Source organism: Rhodococcus sp. T9N (assembly GCF_024436645.1).
Classification (GTDB): domain Bacteria; phylum Actinomycetota; class Actinomycetes; order Mycobacteriales; family Mycobacteriaceae; genus Rhodococcus_F; species Rhodococcus_F qingshengii.
Window position 1 is genome coordinate 1 of sequence record NZ_JAMSKS010000076.1, and the last position, 564, is coordinate 564.

The window sequence follows — 564 nt, forward strand, 5'->3', positions numbered from 1 at the left end:
CATCATGACCGCCAGCCGAGCCTCCGGAATCGTCGCCTCCGCACTGGCTTCCGCGAAACAGGACGGCATCAACTACTCCGAGCATGTCGCCGACCGAGTCCTCGAAGCGCTGGGGGCCAAGGGGTTCGTGATCGTCGAGAAGGCGACACAGGAGCCGAACCGCCATTGGCCGACATGGGCTGATGTGCCCGAGGGGGTGTGGGTCCGTGGCGAGAATTCATCCCTGGACTGGGAGTGGGTCAAGAGTCACAGCACCGCATATGCGGTGGACCTCAATGCCGATGTTGGATATCGATCATCCCTGACGTCGAGTCAGTTGGATGCACTGGCCCCATTTAAGGCGGTGTAGCCATGAACTGGCAGATTGTGATCGCGCTCATCCTCCTCACCCCGCTCGCCGTATCGGTGGTGGCTGGATATTCGAAGTGGACGCTATACGTGTGGAAAGTGCGGAGTGATATCAGCCCTCCCGGCCGCGAATTCTGGTTCTCCTGGGTCGTTGTGCACGTTCTAGCCATGGCACTAGCTGGCCTATGCCTACTAGCCCTAGAGGTGCAGCCATGA

At 59.9% G+C, this 564-nt stretch carries 1 protein-coding gene; it reads left to right on the forward strand.

Features of this window, described 5'->3' with window-relative positions:
- A partial coding sequence (locus M1L53_RS33090) for a hypothetical protein (protein WP_261949522.1) occupies positions 1 to 349 on the forward strand: 349 nt, incomplete at its 5' end.
- Positions 350 to 564 lie beyond the last annotated feature (215 nt).